This is a genomic window from Bacillus sp. NTK071, assembly GCF_017303315.1.
GTDB lineage: Bacteria > Bacillota > Bacilli > Bacillales > Guptibacillaceae > Guptibacillus.
This window is the reverse complement of record NZ_JAFKOI010000021.1, coordinates 13968-30838: the sequence shown is the minus strand read 5'-3', so window position 1 is coordinate 30838 and position 16871 is coordinate 13968. Positions and strand designations below refer to the sequence as shown.

Annotated in this window: 17 protein-coding genes; 13 read left to right on the top strand and 4 right to left on the bottom strand. The window is 38.1% G+C overall.

Features of this window, described 5'->3' with window-relative positions; genetic code table 11:
- Positions 1-181 precede the first annotated feature (181 nt).
- On the bottom strand, positions 182-1252 hold the full coding sequence (locus tag JI666_RS19470) for a DUF3900 domain-containing protein (RefSeq protein WP_206894713.1): 1071 nt from the start codon (positions 1250-1252) through the stop codon (positions 182-184).
- A 215-nt stretch (positions 1253-1467) separates the two neighbouring features.
- Here JI666_RS19470 and JI666_RS19465 point away from each other — a divergent pair, with 215 nt between their 5' ends.
- The 3 genes from JI666_RS19465 to JI666_RS19455 all read left to right on the top strand — a co-directional run bounded on the left by JI666_RS19465 (position 1468) and on the right by JI666_RS19455 (position 5163).
- Positions 1468-2772 carry an acetamidase/formamidase family protein gene (locus tag JI666_RS19465; protein ID WP_206894711.1) on the top strand — a complete coding sequence of 435 codons (1305 nt, stop codon included), beginning with the start codon at positions 1468-1470 and terminating at the stop codon, positions 2770-2772.
- Positions 2773-2967: 195 nt separating this feature from the next.
- Positions 2968-4455 carry a UDP-N-acetylmuramoyl-L-alanyl-D-glutamate--2,6-diaminopimelate ligase gene (locus JI666_RS19460; protein ID WP_206894709.1) on the top strand — a complete coding sequence of 496 codons (1488 nt, stop codon included), beginning with the start codon at positions 2968-2970 and terminating at the stop codon, positions 4453-4455.
- Positions 4456-4560: 105 nt separating this feature from the next.
- Positions 4561-5163: a trimeric intracellular cation channel family protein gene (locus JI666_RS19455; protein WP_206894707.1), complete on the top strand. Its 603-nt coding sequence runs from the start codon at positions 4561-4563 to the stop codon at positions 5161-5163.
- A 37-nt stretch (positions 5164-5200) separates the two neighbouring features.
- Here JI666_RS19455 and JI666_RS19450 read toward each other — a convergent pair whose 3' ends face one another.
- Together JI666_RS19450 and JI666_RS19445 are read right to left on the bottom strand one after the other, a co-directional pair.
- Positions 5201-5992, bottom strand: a complete 792-nt coding sequence (locus JI666_RS19450) for a DUF817 domain-containing protein (RefSeq protein ID WP_206894705.1) — start codon at positions 5990-5992, stop codon at positions 5201-5203.
- Positions 5993-6176: 184 nt separating this feature from the next.
- Positions 6177-6596 carry a VOC family protein gene (locus JI666_RS19445; protein WP_206894704.1) on the bottom strand — a complete coding sequence of 140 codons (420 nt, stop codon included), beginning with the start codon at positions 6594-6596 and terminating at the stop codon, positions 6177-6179.
- A gap of 167 nt (positions 6597-6763) precedes the next feature.
- Between JI666_RS19445 and JI666_RS19440 the strand changes: the two genes are divergently transcribed.
- The 5 genes from JI666_RS19440 to JI666_RS19420 all read left to right on the top strand — a co-directional run bounded on the left by JI666_RS19440 (position 6764) and on the right by JI666_RS19420 (position 11161).
- The gene (locus JI666_RS19440; protein ID WP_206894702.1) at positions 6764-7897 is read left to right on the top strand and encodes an NAD(P)/FAD-dependent oxidoreductase; all 1134 of its coding nucleotides are present in this window, start codon (positions 6764-6766) and stop codon (positions 7895-7897) included.
- A gap of 310 nt (positions 7898-8207) precedes the next feature.
- Positions 8208-8783 carry a class I SAM-dependent methyltransferase gene (locus JI666_RS19435; protein ID WP_206894700.1) on the top strand — a complete coding sequence of 192 codons (576 nt, stop codon included), beginning with the start codon at positions 8208-8210 and terminating at the stop codon, positions 8781-8783.
- Positions 8784-8841: 58 nt separating this feature from the next.
- A complete protein-coding gene (locus tag JI666_RS19430) occupies positions 8842-9624 on the top strand; it encodes a carbon-nitrogen hydrolase family protein (RefSeq protein WP_206894699.1) in 783 nt (260 codons plus the stop codon).
- A gap of 217 nt (positions 9625-9841) precedes the next feature.
- Positions 9842-10309: an NUDIX hydrolase gene (locus JI666_RS19425; protein ID WP_206894698.1), complete on the top strand. Its 468-nt coding sequence runs from the start codon at positions 9842-9844 to the stop codon at positions 10307-10309.
- Between the two features lie 273 nt (positions 10310-10582).
- Positions 10583-11161: a kinase gene (locus tag JI666_RS19420; RefSeq protein ID WP_206894716.1), complete on the top strand. Its 579-nt coding sequence runs from the start codon at positions 10583-10585 to the stop codon at positions 11159-11161.
- A 125-nt stretch (positions 11162-11286) separates the two neighbouring features.
- Here the strand turns inward: JI666_RS19420 and JI666_RS19415 are convergent, their stop codons facing one another.
- A complete protein-coding gene (locus JI666_RS19415) occupies positions 11287-12207 on the bottom strand; it encodes a helix-turn-helix domain-containing protein (protein ID WP_206894697.1) in 921 nt (306 codons plus the stop codon).
- A 208-nt stretch (positions 12208-12415) separates the two neighbouring features.
- Here JI666_RS19415 and JI666_RS19410 point away from each other — a divergent pair, with 208 nt between their 5' ends.
- The 5 genes from JI666_RS19410 (at position 12416) to JI666_RS19390 (ending at position 16681) form a co-directional block, all read left to right on the top strand.
- Complete coding sequence (locus tag JI666_RS19410; protein ID WP_206894696.1) at positions 12416-13033, top strand: HAD family hydrolase; 618 nt, start codon at positions 12416-12418, stop codon at positions 13031-13033.
- A gap of 38 nt (positions 13034-13071) precedes the next feature.
- Positions 13072-13557, top strand: a complete 486-nt coding sequence (locus JI666_RS19405) for a GNAT family N-acetyltransferase (RefSeq protein WP_206894695.1) — start codon at positions 13072-13074, stop codon at positions 13555-13557.
- A gap of 56 nt (positions 13558-13613) precedes the next feature.
- Entirely contained in the window at positions 13614-14162 is a 549-nt protein-coding gene (locus JI666_RS19400) for an AAA family ATPase (protein WP_206894694.1), read from the top strand.
- Between the two features lie 119 nt (positions 14163-14281).
- Positions 14282-15640, top strand: a complete 1359-nt coding sequence (locus JI666_RS19395; protein ID WP_206894693.1) for a polysaccharide deacetylase family protein — start codon at positions 14282-14284, stop codon at positions 15638-15640.
- 42 nt (positions 15641-15682) lie between these two features.
- Positions 15683-16681, top strand: a complete 999-nt coding sequence (locus JI666_RS19390) for an LCP family protein (RefSeq protein WP_206894692.1) — start codon at positions 15683-15685, stop codon at positions 16679-16681.
- The last annotated feature ends 190 nt before the right edge of the window (positions 16682-16871 follow it).

Genomic DNA, 16871 nt, shown 5'->3' with positions numbered 1-16871 from the left:
TTCCCGCAGGAGTCTACGTATGTTGGCTACGCTAAGGTCTTACTCTTACCATTCAAAATTCGCGATTTCCTTCATGTATTTTAGTTTTGTCCCAGCCTCATTAAATAAAATTATTGTTATAATCCGTAAGATTATCGTTCCTAGATATCATGTTAAATCTTAACTGCAAAACACTTACCGTTTACTCATTCTCATTCTTCTTATAAATCCGCTCCACCACTTCCTGAAGCGTATCAGGCTTATGAAACTCGACAGGAGAAAAGCCCTTCTCAAACGTAATCGAATCAGCTTCAATCGCAAGCACATACTTTCCGTTCACCTTCGCTAGATGAATCGATTCACCGAAGTCAGACAGCATGGCTTTGACAGATACATGGTCAAGCTTCAGCTTCCACTCAACGTCAGGGGAGTGCTCAACAATCTGTGAGGTCGCTTCAACGACCTGTTCTGTTGTGAAGCGTTCCTGTAGCTCTCGCTTAGGACTTTGAGACCATTCTTCTATTGCCTGTTCAAACTCTTCCTTTTCTTCACTTTCCTCCTGGTAGGTTTCCTGAATATGTTCCTTTACCATGCCCATCGTTTGCGTCTTCACAATTTCAGGCATCGACTTTTCGTACTCAACCCATTTTAAGAAGTCTTCGAAGTAGCGTGCGTGAGAAGACTGGTGGACTTTTACTTCAGCGCTGTCGATCATCCCTTCTTCTGGCATGTATGGGTATTGGACAGACTTCATGCTTTTGGTCGTAATCGCCATTTCTACATTTTGAATTAAGGTTTCTTCGTCAGTAATCGTTGCTACTTTTTGTTCGAAATCACACTTCATAATGAATAGGAATGGGTCATCAAACAGTTTCGTTAATTTAGCTGAAGCAACAATGAGGACACCACCTCGGATTGCGCTCGTGTCCAGATACATTTGAACAATTTGGTCAGCCGAAGTTTCAAAATCATCTGCTGATTCTGCATAGCGAGTTCGATCAAATAAATTGAAATTTGGATTAGATGTTAACTCGTGACCGGGTTCAACGACGAATCGACCTATTTTAGTAGGAGCACCTTCTGATTTAGCATGGCGATCTACTTTTCGTTTCATGATTTTGGTTAGTTCCCCGTCTAGAAACGTTTTAAGCGAACTATCTTCATAGCCGTCCTCATCAAGCGTTTGATAATGTTTATAACGTGTTTCTTCACTCTCACCGCTACCTTCTACTTGAATTAAATAAAAGGAGAGGTATTGCATTTTAAATTCCATTTCATCACCTGTCTTTACGTTTGCGTTCATTCAGTATAGGCAAGGCTGATTCATTCGTCAAACCCTAAATGAAATGAAAACCGAAGAATTTTCGGTTTCAGTGTCAAAAATGAATTATTCATTACTTTAATGAATTAAAACCTCTTTATTTTTTACATAGTTCGACATAACTCTTATAATAAACGTAGGAATAATTGTGAAAAGGGGGAGAGGTAATGGAAGCGAAGCAAACGATTTATGTGAATGAGTTCACTAATGGAATTCTAGATCCTTCTGCAGAAATGATTGGGCCGCTTAAAGATGGTGGACATATTATTGCGAATACAGCTCCTGGCTGTTGGGGGCCTATGATTACACCATCTCTTCGAGGCGGACATGAAGTAACAAAGCCAGTATTTGTTGAAGGTGCCGAAGTAGGTGATGCAATAGCCATTCGAATTAAGTCTATTCAAGTTACATCGATGGCAACTTCTTCTGGTAATGATCGTCCTCTAGATGGAAGATTTATTGGTGACCCATATGTTGCTGTTAAGTGTCCGGGATGTGACACATTATATCCCGAGACCAAAATCGAAGGAACGGGATCTGAAGCTATTCGTTGTGCAAACTGCGGAGAGGATGTCGCGCCGTTTGAGTTTACAAACGGCTATACAATGGCCTTTGATTCAAATCGGACAATTGGCGTAACAGTTGATGAAGCTGCTGCTAATTATATAGCTAGTGAAGGTAGAGACTTTATGGCTACCCCGGAGAACTCTGTACAAAATCCGATCGTTACCTTTGCTCCAAGTGATCTTGTTGGAACAATGGCAAGGCTCCGACCATTTTTGGGACAGCTTGGTACGACGCCATCAAGACCATTCCCTGATTCTCATAATGCGGGTGATTTTGGTCAATTTCTGATCGATTCCCCTCATGATTACGGGATGTCAAAAGAGGAACTAGAAGAGCGTACAGATGGTCATATGGATATTAATCGTGTAAGAGAAGGTGCTGTGTTAATTTGTCCAGTTAAAGTTCCGGGTGGTGGGATTTATATTGGAGATATGCACGCTATGCAAGGAAATGGAGAAATTGCTGGGCATACTGCTGACGTATCTGGTATCGTTAATCTTCAAGCGAAAATCATTAAAGGACTTGCAATAGATGGTCCTATTCTTCTTCCTGTAGCAGAGGATCTTCCGTATCTTGCAAAACCATTTACTACGAAAGAAATGCAGGCAGCTAAACGTTTAGCTGGTCTTTATGGTGTCGCAAAGCTTGAAGAGTCTTTTCCTTTATCATTTATTGGAACAGGCGCTAATTTAAATGATGCGACTGATAATGGGTTGCAAAGAGCGGCTGATACGCTTGGGCTATCAGTTCCAGAAGTTATGAACCGTGCAACTATAACAGGCTCGGTTGAAATAGGTCGTAACCCTGGTGTGGTTACCGTTACATTCCTTGTTCCAACGCATTTATTAGACGAGTTGGATTTAACCGATTTAATAACAAATCATTATGAAGCGAGTGGCGAGTAATGACGAAACAGACAGCTAGCACTCACTGCTGTCTGTTGTTATTTATGAAATAATCCGTATTAAAACTGCACACGCTATAAGTAGATGTTCTAAGCAATGTGATAAGACGAATGGTAGTAATGATTAATTGTTTACTTTCGTTTTAAAAATTTCCCAATAAAAGTAAACAATATGAATAAAAGTGAGGAAATTATCATGATCATCAATTTTAACCAACTTCAGTATATCCACGTGCGTACACTAATAGGTCCCATAGAACAGACAATCAAACAATTAACATTCAATTCAAAACTTGCAGGTCCTGCCTCTATTTTCTTTGCAATCAAAGGGGAGAATCATGATGGCCATTTGTATATGGAAGATGCCATTCATAGAGGAGCGGTTGCGATATTCGCAGAATGTAAAGACGCTGTACAAACTCTTGCACATGTTTATCCCTCTTGTACTTTTCTTCTGGTCGATGACGTTCGAAAGGCGATGGCCTATTTTTCTAAACATTATTATGGATCAACTGATGAGAAAATCAGAACCGTTGGTGTTACAGGAACAAATGGAAAGACTACTGTAGCTGCCTATGTCCGTTCCTTACTGACGTTACTTGGAACGCCATCAGGTTCGATTGGAACGACAGGGATTTGGTCCTCTAGCAAGAGAATTCCTTATAAAAAAAGCACGCCCACTACTCCAGAATCTCTTGATCTTCATCGTATATTTAAAGATTTGCATGATCTCGGTGATCAAGCAGTTGCGATGGAAGTATCGTCGATTGCGCTTGATCAGAAACGTGTAGAAGGAATCGAGTTTGATGTTGCAATACATACGAATATATCCCCTGAACATCTTGAGTATCATCATACATTTGAGAATTATCAAATGTGTAAAGAGATACTTTTTAAACAAGCCCAAAATGCTGTTATCAATATAGATGATGAGATGGGGAGAAAGCTCGTAAGTACATTTAAACATCGAAAAGTAACATATAGTTTAAACCCTGATGCAGAGGCTGACTTAATAGCAACTGAATTGCAATATGTAGGAACTGGAACTTCATTCAAACTACATTCGCATAGTGAAATATATGATGTATTTGTTCCGGTATTTGGAGATTATAACGTGGCTAACGTTCTTTCAGCTATGGGTACAGCGCTTTTGCTTGGATATACCATGCCTGAAATTATTCAATCTCTTCCAAAGCTAGAAAGTCCAGAAGGCCGCTTTCAGGTAATTGAAGGACCTTCACGGGAAACAATTATTCTTGATTACGCTCATACACCAGTTGCCTTAACCCGGCTTGTTGATGAAGTAAAGAAGATGGATCACCGCAGGCTTATTGTGATGATAGCAGGTATTGGCATTCGCGATTTTGAGAAGATGCCTAAGATGGCAAAAGCAATTGAGGGTAGAGCGGACGAAATAATTGTTACTGTAGATCACCCTGGATTTCATGAACCATCTACTATTGTAGATAAGGTAATGTCAGGGTTTACGAACCCTGAGGCTCCTCATATTCATCGGACAAACACAAGAAGAGAAGGAGTGCTGAAATCACTTCACCTTGGTGCCGAGAATGATATTATCTTACTAACTAGTGGCTGTATTAACGGTGCGCAAATTGTAAAAGGTACTGAAATTCCTCATTCAGATGAGGATATCATCCATATGCATTACCACCTCTCTTCGTGAGCCTCTAACTAGAGGCTTTTTCCTCTTCTATTAAAAAAGACTTGATAAGAGAAATGGGCTCGCGTACACTTTAACTTTCAAGTGCATTAGAAAGGGCGTATTGTCGTGACCTGGGAAATTCTTAATATCATCGGTACTATTGCATTTGCAGCTAGTGGAGCACTTGTTGCACTAGAAGAGGAGTTCGATTTCCTTGGGGTAATTGTGCTTGGACTTGCAACTGCTTTTGGTGGCGGAATTATACGTAATTTATTAATTGGTGTACCTGTTGATTCCATTTGGGAGCAGGATATTCTTATTATGATTGCAATTGGTACAATCCTAATTATCTTCCTGTTTCCAGCAAGCTGGATTCATTATTACTGGGAGAAGTGGGGAAGCTTTTTTGATGCTATTGGGTTAGCAGCATTTGCGATACAGGGAGCATTGTTCGCGGAACAAATGGGTCATCCTTTTATTGCTGCGATGGTTGCAGCAGCGATGACCGGAACAGGTGGCGGAATTATCCGTGATTTATTGGCTAGACGAAAGCCAACCGTCCTCCAAAAAGAGGTCTATGCCGTTTGGGCCATGATGGCAGGCTTACTAATAGGTCTTGGTTATCCACAGGAATTACCTTCATTAATGTTATTATTTGTAACGATCGTAATCCTTCGGATGCTATCACTTCGCTATGGGTGGAAACTACCATACAGGAGCATACATTAGATTTGTAAAAGTGATCATAATCTAACAAAAGAGCAGTTTACATTGTAAGCTGCTCTTTTGTTAGGGAATTTTTATTGTTTTTTGTATGCTTTAATTGAGCGACGATTATGAAACTAACGATAACAAGCAGAAGCCACGAGCTAATTTTACCAATGTGAACAACTTCCCAGCCGTTTTCTTGACCAGGATACGTCCATGCGCCGAAGAATGTCGCGATGTTTTCCGCAATCCAAATGAAGAAACCGATTAGAATAAATGAAAGCGAGAGTGACATTCGATAGGTATTTTTATTAACAGTAAATCGAACCATCGTTCTGATAAAAAGGATAACTACGAGAATTTTTAGAAACCATCGGAAATCATATATGTAGTGGTGGGTAAAAAAATTGGCATATAGGCATACACCAAGCGTCATTGAAATCCAGGATGGTGGCCATTTTTCTAGATGTAGATGAAGCCTCCTCCACGCTTGACACATATAACTGGCCACACTAGCATACATAAATCCACTGTATAATGGAACGCCTCCTACTTTGAAAAATGCTTCTTCAGGATAAGACCATGAACCCATATGAACTTTGTAAAGTTCAAGAATAAGACCAATCACATGGAAAACCAGAATTACTTTCATCTCGTCGATCGTTTCATATCTCATTAACAACATGATGACTTGAGTAAGAATACAAACAATCAGAATAAAGTCATACCTTGAGATAAAGGAAGGGCTTATCCATTCACTAAGTGCTAATGTTAAGAAAATCACGACTGGAAACAAACATGAAATGGCCTGTAAGTATCCAAAATGGAATAATGTTTTGATATGCTTCATAGACAACACCTTTTGTAATGAAGATAAGGAAATTGTTTTGACCAACAGGAGGAGATAGAGAATGAGTGACAAAAACAATCGAAATCGTGATTTGCCAAGTAGATTAAATGTATTACTTGTGCTCACATTTTTACTTTTTATGATTCTTATTATTCGTCTTGCGTTTATTCAGCTGTAGTAAATGTTACTTTAAATCAGGGTAATCGCAATATTCAATGATAGTACCTTCTGTATCAGCAGGATTAAGGTAGATGAGACGTCTTCCATGTTTATTTACCCGACGCGTTTCCTCCATTACTCGAATGTTTTGTGCTTGTAGCTCAACTAAAGCCTCATCAAGGTTGTTGACTACATATGCAATGTGATGCACACCTTTCCCTTTTTGCTTCATAAAACGTGCAATGGGAGATGTTGAGTTATTTGTAGGCATCAGCAATTCAATACGACTGTTATTAAGGTCAATAACAGCGATTTCACTTTCTACACCTTTCGCTTCACTACGATAGCGGTCAAGTAGCTCACCACCTAATACTTCAGTGTAGAACTGAATGCTCTCATCCAGGCGTCTGACAGCAATACCGATATGATCCAATGTTTTTTTCATGATGCTGTGCTCCTTTGTATGTAATGGCCCTATTTTAGCACATATCTTGTTCTGATAAATAGGATTGGGGTTGTGAAATAGAAGTTCACTGTTCCGACAATTTGAGCGTTGCAAAGAACTTCTGTAGAATAGTGAAAGAAATGAATTTAATGAAATAGGTGTTCGAAATGAAAACAATTATTATTGGCTCAGGTATTCTTGGTGCTTCTACAGCTTATCATCTTGCGAAAGAAGGAGCAGACGTTACCATAGTAGATCGGCAGGAACCAGGTCAAGCAACAGATGCAGCTGCCGGGATTGTTTGTCCATGGCTCTCACAGCGTCGAAACAAAATCTGGTACCGACTCGCGAAAGGTGGAGCGAAGTATTACCCCGACTTAATCGATCAATTAATGAAAGATGGGGAAACCGAAACAGGATATAAAAAGGTTGGTGCAATTAGTCTACACACTGATGAAGCAAAGCTTGATAAAATGATAGATCGAGCAATAAAAAGAAGAGAAGATGCTCCTGAAATTGGAGAAATAAAAAAATTGTCAGCTGAAGAAACACAAAAACTTTTTCCACCTATTGCTCCTGAATATCAATCCGTATTTGTAAGTGGAGCAGCGAGAGTCAACGGTTCAGCACTTCGAAAATCGTTGCTTCATGCTGCAGAAAAGTATGGCGCGAAAAATCGCATAGGAGACGCAAAACTTATCTATACTGGGAAAGAAGTGACAGGCGTTTCAATTGCTAACGAAAGGATTGATGCTGATCAGGTAATCATGACTGCTGGAGTATGGGCGCAAGAATTACTAGCTCCGCTTGGACTTCAGTTCAAAGTCACATCACAAAAGGCGCAAATTGTTCATCTCGAAATGATCGATCAAAAAACGGATCAGTGGCCTGTTGTTATGCCCCCAAATGATCAGTATTTGTTGAGCTTCGATGATGGGCGCGTGGTTGTTGGCGCAACTCATGAAAATGATGTAGGGTTGGACTATCGAGTAACAGCAGGAGGACTCTCTGAAATCTTCTCAAAAGCACTTGCTGTTGCACCAGGTCTCGCCACTAGCACATTACTGGATACGAAAGTGGGCTTTCGTCCATTTACACCAGGTTTCCTACCAGTCTTCGGTCATGTTCCGGGAGTGAAGGGACTTCTAGCAGCAAATGGTCTTGGAGCATCTGGTCTTACCGTTGGCCCTTATCTTGGCCTTGAAATGGCAAGACTCGCGCTAGGGAAAGAGACTGATCTAGATCCTGCTGATTACGACATCAGTGGTGCAATCGAATTTGACTATAACAGATCAATATAAATACAGACAAAAAAGAGCCACGAATTGGATGAGAATTCGTGGCTCTTTTTTAATTTGTATTTTTTCTCTCACTAATGCAGGTTGCGAATTATGAAAAGAAGACAAGGTAATCGTTGAAATTTCTGAAAAATGTATTGAGTAAGATGTTAAAATTAGGTTAGATGAAAATTTGATGTTGTTCAGCAATCGGGCAGTTTAATTGAATACTTGAATTCGAGATAATACCAAGATTTTGTATAAAAACACTTGAATGAAAAGGTATTACCTATAAATGTATAGAATGTGATATATTCCATTAATTTCAAAGGGGATGTCTACAATTAAAACAAAAGAAGCAATTAAAGTTGTTATTGGGGCAGGGGAACACTCGAATAATCCTGATTGGATTCAAACTCAAGAAGCAGAATTAGATTTATTAAATGAAGACCATTGGAAAAGCAGATTTAAAGTGAATTCTATAGAGGCTATTTTAGCTGAACATGTATGGGAGCATTTAACATACGAGGAAGGAAAGGCAGCCGCAGTAAATTGCTTTACCTATCTAAAGCCAGGTGGTTACATTCGTTGTGCAGTTCCAGATGGTTATTTTCCTGATAAGGATTACCAACAGGGAGTTCAAGTAGGAGGACCTGGTCCAAGTGACCATCCAGCAGCGAGTCATAAAATTGTACATAATTATACAACGTTAAAATCAATGTTTGAAGAGGCTGGATATAAAGTTATGTTACTAGAATATTGTAATGAACACGGAGAGTTTATTTATAATGATTGGGATGAGAAAGAAGGGTTCATCTATCGCTCAAAGAGGTTTGATCATCGCAATGCAGAAGGAAAATTAGGTTTTGTTTCTGTCATAGTTGATGCTATAAAATTACCCACAATATAATTACTTTATAATACAATTTTCTGCATTAGGGAGTAAATCTTTCGAAGGGGGTTATGGTTTGAAAATAACCATTGCTTTAACACATTTCTCTCCAACTCTAAATGTGCTTGAGAATCTAGTAAGAATGAAAAGATTAATCTCAAAAGCAAAAGGAAATGACATTATAGTCATGCCCGAGGGTTGCTTATCTGGGTATAATGAAAGTTTAGCTTTTCTGAACTCTTCTGTTGCCTTCCATATCGAGTCGTCATTAGAACAGCTTCAATCCATCGTTGATGAGAAAAATATTCATTTAATCTTTGGTTCATGTATTCTTGAAAAAGGAAGTTGGTACAATGCAGGAATCTACATGGCGCCTCACAAAATTAGTTACATTTATAAGAAAGTAAATTTAGCCTTCCATGAAAGAGAATATCTACAATCTGGTAATGAGCTGTCGTGTTTTAGATTACAGCAGGGAGATTTAAGTATTACGGCTTCTATACAACTTTGTCGGGAAATTAGGTTTCCAGAGCAATGGAAAGCCTTAGCTCAGGAAGGATCGCAAATTACTTTTTATTTAACTAACGTAACAAATTCAAATAACCTTTTGGTTTGGAATGCACATTTAGTAAGCCGTGCAGCTGAAAACCAAAGATTTGTTGTTTCTTCAAATATATCTCATCCTGAGCAGGGTTGCTCCTCAATGATCATTTCTCCACATGGTAATATTATTAAAAAGCTTCCAGCTGATATAGAATCCATAGAAAGAATCTCTATTGACTTAAATGAAAATTCTAATTGGTATTTAAGTCAAACTCGCAGAGACGTAGTTAATATTGTTACGAATCTAAAGAATTAAGGTTGGTTTGGACTAGTTTCTCTTTTTATACACTACTTAATTACGTTGTTCCGCATCTCGAAGCAAACCTGGAATTATGGTTTGTTCCCTTCTTTAGTCTTTTTTGACAGACTAAAGATAACGACTCCTTTTTATTAGTAAATTACCGTAATAGAAGTGAAATTTCGAGTGGAAGTTTAGTTGAAAAAGAACGAATTCTCTGGAGAGGGTGGTCTTATTGGATTACATACAGCGCTTGAGGTCATTGGTAGGTAACGAGAAAGTAATTATGGTTGTTTCTGGGGCTTTTATTTTTGATGAAGAGAACCGTGTACTAATGCAAAAACGCACAGATAACGGTCAGTGGGGGTTTCCGGGCGGGTTTATGGAATTAGGTGAGAGTGTTGTAGATACAGCCAAGAGAGAAGTGTACGAAGAGACCGGACTAATATTAAACGAGCTTGAATTGTTCGGTATTTATTCTGGTCCTAAGTATGACAAAACATTTTCTAATGGAGACCAAGTAGCATTGGTTCTAATTTCTTTTATTTCTAAAAAGTATAGTGGAGATCTAATTGAAAGCAATGAAGAATCCATACATAATAAATTTTATTCACTTAAAGAACTGCCGAAGAATATATTTACCGAACATAAAGTGTTGGTTGAAGACTTACTATCGAAAAAACAAGTTCCGATTATTGGGTAAATTTTTGTCATCAATATCCTAGGTTGTATAGAACCACAGTAAACTATTTTATCTCGAAGTCTTCAATAAATTCGGAGCGTTTGATGAAAAATAGATAAGCACTCAATAAGGTAATTTGTCCGGAATAAGTTCTACATTTGTATGTCCTAAAAATGATGAGAGGTAAGATAAAATATTCTTGCAATAGTATATTAAATGGTAATTGTTTCATATTCCTTTAAGTCAAAAAGAAGGAGTAAAATGAATCAATTGGAAAGGGTGAAATAGATGGAAATAAATTTATCGGAACTGATTTCATCAGTCCAATCTAATAGAAGATACATTCTGGGAATAGATGGGCTGAGTAGGTCTGGAAAAACAACGTTTGTCAAACAACTTCATGAGCTCCTTGATAAGGAAAAGATTGAATATTATTTATTTCATATCGATGATCATATCGTTGAAAGAAAAAGCCGTTATAATACTGGATTTGAAGAATGGTATGAGTATTTTAATCTCCAATGGGACGTTGAGTGGTTAAAGGAACAATTTTTTGAAAAACTTACATACTGCAATCAAATTGATCTCCCATATTATAATAATGATACAGATACACATGAATTCAGAACAATTGATTTGCCTAAGACAGGGTGGATTGTTATTGAAGGAGTTTTTCTCCAACGTAAGGAATGGAGGGACTATTTTGATAAAGTATTATTTTTGGACTGTCCTCGGGAAAAAAGGTTTATGCGTGAAACAGAAACTACTAAACGAAACAGAGAAAAATTCGAAAAGAGGTATTGGAAGGCCGAGGAATACTATGTTAACACGATTAAGCCATTAGACAATGCAGATGTCGTAATAAATACATAATTCAGAGCTATAGTAGCTAATACATTAATATAAGGTTTTAGATGGATAGACTTACTGAACATCCAGAGGTGGAATAATTCATAGAGAAGAGAGAAACGGATCTGATCCTCTTCTCTTAATGTTTTCTATTTAGTTTGGCGATTGGAGGGTGAAACATCTCTACTGCCACAACCCTCAAGTCCTTTTAGGAAATATTGATCGATATGCTTTTTGAGCTCATCCTCATTTTGTAGATCGAAAATGGTATAGGCTTTGGAAAAGTACTGAATTGCGTTTTCTCTTCGACCTGTTTGAAAGTAATTGTATCCCAACTGAAAGTATAAATGACCAAAAAGGTACATGCTTTTTTTAGTGATGCAATCCTCAATACCATACTTACAAATTTTTATCGATGAATGATACTCTTTATTCTTATTTAGTGCTTTTGCGAAGTTATAGTAGATTCTAATCTTAATCGTTGTGTCTTTTTCGTTTCGTAACCTCTCGTGTTCTTCTAATAAGCGTTGATAAAGATCAATGGCTGCTGCATACTCCTCCGTTAAGAGATAAATAACCCCTTTGCTATTTAAAATTTCGATTTCCCGTTCACTATAAAATTTACCTGTATGGGTTAATTTCAGAGCTTCATCTAACAAGTCGAGTGTATTCTTTGTATCGAGTTCCAAATGGTATTTACAAATGGCCGCATGCCACATGATAAACTGCCTGAAATCTAAATGGTGATGGTAAAGGGGATTTTTCTTTTCTGTTTTAACAATTTCATATACTTTTTGATAGTTTTGCTGGTTGATCGCTTCTCTTACCTGAATATAAACCTCTTCTACATAATCATGTCTTTCAATCAATGCCCTCTCAAAAAAGTAGTTAATATCTACTCCTAATCGGCTTGCGATTTCATACAAAGTTGGGGCAAGGGGATAGACATCACCTTTTTCGATCTTACTGATTTGAGCTTGTGAGCAAATTTTCTTACTAAGTTCTTTTTGTGAAAATCCTCTCATCTGCCGCAATGCTTTTATTTCGAATCCTAGATTTGAGTACGTCATCTCATCATCCTCTGTAAAATATGCCTCGAGTTATATTGAGGCATGAATATAGAAGCAAACGTCATGTAGTGTCTCTTTTTACAATTATATACATAGTTGAGGTAGAAAGCATGATTCCGTTTCTTTTATTAGAATATTACGAAACTGCTCTTATGCTGAAAGAATAAGAAGTTTTTCCATTAAGCGTTTTACTGGGAGAGATCACTATATGGATAGCATTATCTTTGACTTAGACGGAACCATTTGGGATCCGATTGATACTGTATTACTCGCATGGAATAGTCGTCTGAAAGAACACCCACAAGTTCATCGGGAACTCACAAGAACTGACTTTGAAGGAACGATGGGGTTACAAATGCAGGAGATCAGTTTAAAGCTTTTTCCTTATTTAACGGAAGATGTCAGAGACCAGGTGATAAGAGAGTGTTGCGAAGTTGAACAAGGATACTTAGAAAAACACGGTGGTTCTCTTTTTCCTCAGGTAGAGACCGTATTGAAGAGACTATCAAACTCCTACAAACTCTATATCGTCAGTAACTGCCAGGATGGGTATATTGAATCCTTTTATACGTATCACCAACTTGATAAGTACTTTCGAGATTTTGAAAACCCTGTGAGAACGGGCCTTTCAAAAGGGGAAAATATTCAGCTGATTATAGAGAGAAACAATCTGACATCGCCTATTTATATAGGGGATACGGAAGGGGATCTAAAAGCAGCGAGGTACGCCAAAATTCCTTTCATTTATGCACAGTATGGTTTTGGAGAAATATCGGAATACGATGATGTGATTGACTCGTTTCCTGCGCTCTCAAAATTCTATTGATATCGCCTGGGGGAATTGGAAGGAGAGGAGGAAAAGTCTTGTTGAATACTGAACGATGCATGCTAATCCCTCTTTCAATAGAGGACTATGCTGATATTAAACAACTATATGAAAATGAGCATGTTCGGGAATATTTAGGCGGTCCTGTTGATGAAGTCGGTTATGGGAAGAGATTTAATGAGATGATTCACTCTCAAAATGTAGCTTTGCATTGGACGATACGGTTACGAGAGACGGAAGCTTTTATAGGACTGGTTTTTCTCGATACGTATCATGATGAGCGTGATATCGAAATCGGCTATCAATTCTTACCTGACTATTGGGGAAAAGGGTATGCTACAGAAGTCATTACGCACATCTTGAAATTTGGGATTGAAACACTGGGGTATTCTACCATAGTGGCGGAAACACAGTCTCAGAATAAAGCTTCCTGTCATGTGCTACAAAAAGCTGGCATGCAATTTGAAGAAGAGCTTGAACGATTTGGTCATAAGCAGTCTAAATTTAGATTAATAAATTCTTAGTAATTAGAAGAAACAAACTGAGAGAAATGAAACTTTAGTGATGAGGGGATCGTCTAATGATTATTATGGTAAACGGAGCATTTGGTGTTGGGAAAACTAGCGTTGCAGAAGCTTTATTAAATGAAATTGATAATAGTATGATTTATGATCCTGAAGTAATCGGGTACATGCTACGGCACATTATGCCAAAAGACATTCAGGCACAAGAGGCTCATACGGGTGATTTTCAAGATCTGCAGTTGTGGCCGGAATTAACGGTCGAAACAGCAGCTCGTTTAATAAGTCGTTATCAAATAAACTTAATCGTTCCTATGACGCTTCGAAAACCTGATTATTTTCAATATATCTTTAATGGACTGAAAAAATGGGATAAAAACATCCATACCTTTTGCTTAACAGCAAGTAAAGATACCATTCATCAGAGACTGTTGAAGCGAGGAGAACAAGAAGGTGCCTGGTGTTTTCACCAGACGGATGCTTGTCTAGAGGCATTTGAGCGATACGATTTAGGGACTTCCCTTTCGACTGAAAACGTAAGTGTTTCTGATATTGTTGAGACGATTACCAATCAGGTAAATGATAATGCCAACAACCATAGGATTTAATAGTATGTTTGAATCTTAGGGTCTATCTATCGATAGACTCTTTTGTATATATGTCTACAGATAGGTTTTATACCGTGTCTGAACATTTTTCATAGATGAAATGAAAGAGGATCGATAATATGATGAAGAGATTGCCTTTCAAGCGAATCAAATGGCCCGGATGGGTTGTGCTTATTTTATTAGGACTTTTTATTGTAATTGGGATTGGCAAGTGGGTTGGAGATAGTAGCGCAAAGGAAGTTGATAAGGAAAATACCATTGAATTTGAGCAAGTGACTGACGAAACCGAGCGTTATACTATACTGGTTACCAAACCGATTATTGATAATCGGTCTCTTGGAAAAACGATTGAAGCGTGGATTGAAAAACAGAAAGAAACGTTTCTCTCTGAAGTAGAATCTGAAAAAGATCAGCTTGGTTCTGGAAGTCGTGCTCACTTAACGATTCAAGCAGATGCAAAACTAGGAGCAAAAGATACAACGAGTTTAATCTTTAACGCCAATCACTTGGTACATACTGGTTCTAGTGAAAATCACGTCAAAGTTTTTACGGTAGATGCTAATCATAACCGCCTAAAAATAAGCGATTTACTCACTTCCTATGGAAAAACGTTAGAGAATGTTCGTGCTACTTTGGAGAAGCAATTAAAACAAAACGATCAGTATAATAAGGAATTAATCGATCAAAGGCTCAGTGAATTATTGAGTGCGCCTGACTCATGGAATTGGTTGGCACATGAAGGTTCGCTTATCTTCTATATGGAGAAGTCTAACCTAACCGAAAACGGGGAGGGGCCAATTGAAATTAAACTTCCTTTAGAGGAAGAAAATACAGCTGCAACAGCAGAGCGCGAGCCACCTCTTCTTAAACCTGGAGAAAAGTATGTTGCGCTGACTTTTGATGATGGACCTAATCCGAACGTCACTCCACAGGTTTTGAAGATACTAAAGCAACATCAAGCTAAAGCTACGTTTTTTATGTTAGGGAGTCAAGTAGAAAAGAACCCTTCTCTTGCTGCACAAGTGGCTAGCGCTGGGCATGAAATTGGAAACCATACGGATCATCATATGAACCTAACGAAACTAGGAGAGTCTAGAATACAAAAGGAATTCCAAAGCTCCATTCAAAAGATCCAGGATGCGACAGGGGAAACGCCTACACTTATCAGACCGCCTTATGGAGCGATCAATTCAGAAGTTGAAGAAGTGGCAAGTCGCAATGGAGCTTCTCTTATTCTATGGTCCGTTGATTCATTGGATTGGAAAAGTAAGAATGTTGATGCGATCAATCAGGTCGTAAACAAGGAAGTGGTATCTGGATCGATCATCCTGTTACATGATGTGCATCCAACTACGGCCGATGCCTTACCACGGCTCCTAACTACCCTTGAAGAGGAAGGCTATCACTTTTTAACGGTTTCTCAGTTGTTGGCGATGCAAGATCACTATAGTGCAGGAACCTATTATGGAAACACTTAAGTGAATAATGGTTTCACGATCCATAGGAAAAAGGAGAAAAAGATGAAAAATAGATTCACAGATCGGCGAAGAAAAAAGCGCAGGAAAAAAATCCTCATTGGTACTCTATCACTTTTCTTTATTGTCATTTGTATCGTGGGTTATTTAGGGTTCCAAGTATATGATACGGCGAAGGAATCTTATAGTGAACTTGAACGGGATAACGATATGTCAGAATTAAGAGACACGAAAGTAAAAGTAGGAAATGAACCCATATCAATTATGCTACTTGGAATTGAAGATTATTCCTCAGATGGAAAAGGCGGAAGAGTTGATACTCAAATTGTTATAACTCTTGATCCTAAGTCAAAAGAAGTAACGATGACAAGTATTCCTAGGGATACAAAAGTGCAAGTTCCGGTTGAAAAAGTTGGAAGTGAATACGCTGGGACTCATAAAATAAATGCTGCTTATACATATGGGTACCTTACCAATTATGGAGGCAAAAAGTTAGCCGTAGAAACAGTGGAAGATCTTTTGGAGATACCGATCGATAAGTATGTGGCTGTAAATTTTGAAGGATTTCATGACATTGTTGATGCGATTGGTGGAGTTGAGGTAGATGTGAAATATCCATTTTGGGAAAAGAACTTTTATTCAAATGATCGGATTTACTTTGATGAGGGAATAACCGAAATGAATGGGGAAGAAGCGCTCGCATTTGTAAGAATGAGAAAGCGTGATGTGAACACCGTTTACTCAAGAGATGAACGTCAAAGACAGTTTATTAAAGCTACGGTAGATGAAGTCAAGTCAGGAGACACACTATTTGAAATTAATAAGATTTCAGAGGTATTAAAAGATAACGTTGAGACTAATTTTAAACCAAGTGAAATACTTGCCCTGCAAAAAAAGTTTCCTACAATAAGTTCAACGTCTATTCAAACGAAGGAAATCAAGGGAACGACACCTGAAGTGCCAGGTCCTTCATACTTTATTCCAGATCTCAACGAGTTAGAATTTTTGAAGAAAGAGTTAAAAGATTCTTTGAAGTTATCGTGATAATGATCTAATGGTTATTAGAGAGTAATTGAAAAAAGAGGGTTTTCAAGGAAGAGAGTTTCTAATTATCTTGACTTCAAGTCTTCAACAATCTCGGAGCTTTAATAGATCAATACTTACAAAGTCAATAAAGGAGGAATGAAAATGTTTCGAGGCTTTAGGTGTGTGCCATGGTCATGGGTGAACAGAT

Coding starts and splice junctions, on each gene's coding strand:
- JI666_RS19460 (WP_206894709.1), top strand. CDS start 2,968: ATGATCATCAATTTTAACCAACTTCAGTATATCCACGTGCGTACACTA.
- JI666_RS19470 (WP_206894713.1), bottom strand. CDS start 1,252: ATGGAATTTAAAATGCAATACCTCTCCTTTTATTTAATTCAAGTAGAA.
- JI666_RS19415 (WP_206894697.1), bottom strand. CDS start 12,207: ATGACGTACTCAAATCTAGGATTCGAAATAAAAGCATTGCGGCAGATG.
- JI666_RS19435 (WP_206894700.1), top strand. CDS start 8,208: ATGTCTACAATTAAAACAAAAGAAGCAATTAAAGTTGTTATTGGGGCA.
- JI666_RS19450 (WP_206894705.1), bottom strand. CDS start 5,992: ATGAAGCATATCAAAACATTATTCCATTTTGGATACTTACAGGCCATT.
- JI666_RS19445 (WP_206894704.1), bottom strand. CDS start 6,596: ATGAAAAAAACATTGGATCATATCGGTATTGCTGTCAGACGCCTGGAT.
- JI666_RS19395 (WP_206894693.1), top strand. CDS start 14,282: ATGATGAAGAGATTGCCTTTCAAGCGAATCAAATGGCCCGGATGGGTT.
- JI666_RS19400 (WP_206894694.1), top strand. CDS start 13,614: ATGATTATTATGGTAAACGGAGCATTTGGTGTTGGGAAAACTAGCGTT.
- JI666_RS19440 (WP_206894702.1), top strand. CDS start 6,764: ATGAAAACAATTATTATTGGCTCAGGTATTCTTGGTGCTTCTACAGCT.
- JI666_RS19465 (WP_206894711.1), top strand. CDS start 1,468: ATGGAAGCGAAGCAAACGATTTATGTGAATGAGTTCACTAATGGAATT.
- JI666_RS19390 (WP_206894692.1), top strand. CDS start 15,683: ATGAAAAATAGATTCACAGATCGGCGAAGAAAAAAGCGCAGGAAAAAA.
- JI666_RS19410 (WP_206894696.1), top strand. CDS start 12,416: ATGGATAGCATTATCTTTGACTTAGACGGAACCATTTGGGATCCGATT.